The sequence below is a fragment of the Paenisporosarcina sp. P4_E4_2 genome, from assembly GCF_056401595.1.
Genome location: NZ_JBFUJC010000355.1, coordinates 1 through 3,162 on the forward strand (window position 1 = coordinate 1; position 3,162 = coordinate 3,162).

Consider the following 3,162-nt stretch of genomic DNA (forward strand, 5'->3'; position numbering starts at 1 on the left):
CTTGGAATCCCTTCTTTCGGGGATGTGGTACGACCTAAAATAGCAAGAGGTGATTTAGGAACTCGAACCCAATCGGTCGTCTTGGAATCCCTTCTTTCGGGGATGTGGTACGACCTAAAATAGCAAGTGGTGATTTAGGAACTCGAACCCAATCGGTCGTGGTATTGACTCCTACCATTTCTGTCAATCGCTCAGAAACACGTGCAAATTCTTCAGGTGTCACATTTTCACTTTTAATGATTTGTGGTGATAATGCATACCCCGATGCCATTTCGCGATATATAGCCAGAACTTCAAGTTGCTGATCAGTTATAGTGCCAAGTTCTTTTTCTGTAATCCGCTCTSTTACCAATTTGTCGATTTGTTTCTGCAAATCCGCTGACGAAAGTGTTTCGTCCGCCAACAATTTGTTTTCTTCTTTCTTGGATACTTTTTCATAAGCTTCTTCTTTATGTAGTTGAATCCAATAATCCTGTTTATCCCGCAATGTCACACTGTCTGTCTCTTTCTCGATTAACTTTGCCAACTGTTCAGCAATAGTTAACATTTCCTCTTGTTTGGTCGTTTGCAATTTAGTATACGTAATTGCATTTTTAGGTTCATTATCTACTAAAATACGCCCTGCACTATCATATATTCTTCCTCTTGGAACACTTGTATTAACAGGTACCTCTTCCGTTCTTTTCAGTTCACGGACGAAATCTTCTCCTTTGACAATCTGTAAATATCCGAGGCGTAAAATGAGGATAGAGAATAACAAAAAGATGGAGAAAAAGAGGATATTCATTCGAAATGCGACATTTGCGAGGTGTTTTGCCTTTGCACTTGCCGCTCTCTTTTTTGATGTTTTGCGCACTGCCGCAGTCCTCCTTCTAGCTTTCTAACTGTAAAGTAGTATATCATTTTGCGCAAAAAAACACACACTCATTTAACGAAATGAGTGTGTGTTATGTTTCATTTATCGATAATTTGTCAAGCTTCAAGCGCCAGCTCGCACCTAAGCTTCAGACCCTCTTCCGAAAGTAAGCTTTCGAATCGGTCATTCCAGAGCCGGTGTCAGGCTACATAGCGCTTTACGCTTTTCTTATTGTCTTTCTGATATTAAGTTCTTCCCTCACCCCATTTTCTTACAATTCCTTCTCCACTTGCCTTTCACCCACTTCCCACCCCTTTTTCACTTCTCAATGATGGAATGAAGTTTTTCCCTGTTTTGCCCCTTTCAGGCTCTTTTTCAGGCTTTTATTCGAGCTTAAAACGTAATGAAGTTGGAACGTAGTAGTGATAAGGTTTAAGGAGAAAGGGATGGTTCTCAGGCGTTTTCCAGGCTTTTCTTCACTCTTTTTTCTCAGGATTGAAAGACGACAAATACTTGTTACATCAGCTTATTTGGACATAAAAAAAGAACCAGAGTGGCGTACCGACGGTACGTTTCTCTGATTCCATTTCGAGCTATTTTTTTCATCTGCTCCTGCTTTTCTTCCTACTCTGCGTACCAACTTAATATCAGCAGGTACCAACTTTGTTACAGAAAGAAGAACTTAAAAACGGAGAGACACTTATTATTTAGCAGATTCGTATCGTTTTGATACTTCATCCCAGTTTACTACATTCCAGAAAGCGCCAATGTAGTCAGGACGACGGTTTTGATAGTTTAGGTAATACGCGTGCTCCCAAACATCTAAACCAAGAATAGGTGTAGAACCTTCCATAATCGGAGAGTCCTGGTTTGGTGTAGAAGTTAATTCTAATTCACCGTTTTTAACTGATAACCAAGCCCAGCCAGAACCGAAGCGAGTTGTTGCTGCTTTAGCAAACTCTTCTTTGAATGCATCAAAGCCACCAAATTTCGCATCAATTGCTTCAGCTAATGCGCCTGATGGGTTTCCACCACCGTTAGGAGATAATAATTCCCAGAACAATGAATGGTTGGCATGACCGCCACCGTTGTTACGAACTGCAGCACGAGCAGATTCAGGAACAGCATCAAGGTTTGCAATCAATTCTTCAACTGATTTGCTAAGAAGGTCATCGTGACCAGCAAGAGCGTTGTTAAGATTTGTTACATATGCGTTATGGTGTTTCGTGTGGTGAATATTCATTGTTTCTTTGTCAATATGTGGTTCTAGTGCGTCATACGCGTAAGGGAGTTGTGGTAATTCGTAAGCCATGTGTCATTTCCTCCTAAAGGATCTCTAATTAGTTTTTACATTTAATAGCGTATCAAAATAAGTTCGCTCGTTCAAATATTATCAATGCAATTTTGTGAATTCAGTCTTTCGACTGAATATCAGACAACCCAAAAGAAAATGACAATCATGACGATCTGCACGATACCCTTTGTAATAACCGAAGTCAGGAACCCAATTACTGATCCAAACCCAGTTTTAATTGCTTGTTTGATGGATGTGCGAGCAAAAAGGAGCTCGGCAATAATCGCTCCTAAAAATGGCCCTAGAATAATTCCTGCAAACGGCAAAACAATAGGTCCTAATAATAACCCAATTGTACTCCCCCATATACCGGCTTTACTCCCACCATATTTTTTCACGCCGAATGCATTTGCCATCATATCGGCTCCAAAAAGTAAAATGACAAATAATACTTCAATTAACCAGAACCACCAAGGGAGTTCAGCGAACGAGAAAAACACCCCATACAATAAAAATCCACCAACTATAAAAATTACAGATGGAATGATTGGGTAGACGAGTCCAATGAATCCAATAACAAAACTAATAATGATAAGTCCCCAGCCAACAATTTCCATTATTTCCCTCCAATAAAAAAATCTCCTCTTAATCGTGCCTTACATTTCGCAAGATGTAAAGCACCAGAGGAGATGTCATTTTATGCTCTCTTACCTAATACTGCCTCCGCAATGTTGACAGCGTGATCACCGATTCGTTCCAGATTACTAACAATATCCACAAAGATCATCCCCGCTTGAGGTGAACATATGCCTTCATTTAGACGTAAAATATGCTTTTTACGGAATTTACGTTCCATTTTATCAATTAAATCTTCCTGCTCCGCTACTTCACGGGCCAATCCAAGGCTGTTTGTGTCCAATGCTTCCAATGCTTTTTCAACAGTTCCTATCGTTAATGTGAACATTTCTGTCAAATCTTTAATCGCATCGTCCGTTAACTTAAGACGATTAAC

At 40.0% G+C, this 3,162-nt stretch carries 3 protein-coding genes and 1 pseudogene; all 4 read right to left on the bottom strand.

The features are described 5' to 3' along the window. Window positions 1–64 precede the first annotated feature (64 nt). Window positions 65–856, bottom strand: a pseudogene (locus AC1DSB_RS16995) (penicillin-binding protein); the annotation flags it as partial. A gap of 703 nt (window positions 857–1,559) precedes the next feature. Beyond that, on the bottom strand, window positions 1,560–2,168 hold the full coding sequence (locus tag AC1DSB_RS17000; RefSeq protein WP_342543477.1) for a superoxide dismutase: 609 nt from the start codon (window positions 2,166–2,168) through the stop codon (window positions 1,560–1,562). Window positions 2,169–2,287: 119 nt separating this feature from the next. Further along, window positions 2,288–2,767: a DUF456 domain-containing protein gene (locus AC1DSB_RS17005; protein ID WP_342543476.1), complete on the bottom strand. Its 480-nt coding sequence runs from the start codon at window positions 2,765–2,767 to the stop codon at window positions 2,288–2,290. Window positions 2,768–2,847: 80 nt separating this feature from the next. After that, the coding region (locus tag AC1DSB_RS17010) for a DUF47 family protein (RefSeq protein ID WP_477587179.1) at window positions 2,848–3,162 on the bottom strand (315 nt) is incomplete at its 5' end.

What these genes read in the sequence shown, in the direction of transcription:
- AC1DSB_RS17000 (WP_342543477.1), bottom strand. Translation starts at nt 2,168, where the DNA reads ATGGCTTACGAATTACCACAACTCCCTTACGCGTATGACGCACTAGAA.
- AC1DSB_RS17005 (WP_342543476.1), bottom strand. Translation starts at nt 2,767, where the DNA reads ATGGAAATTGTTGGCTGGGGACTTATCATTATTAGTTTTGTTATTGGA.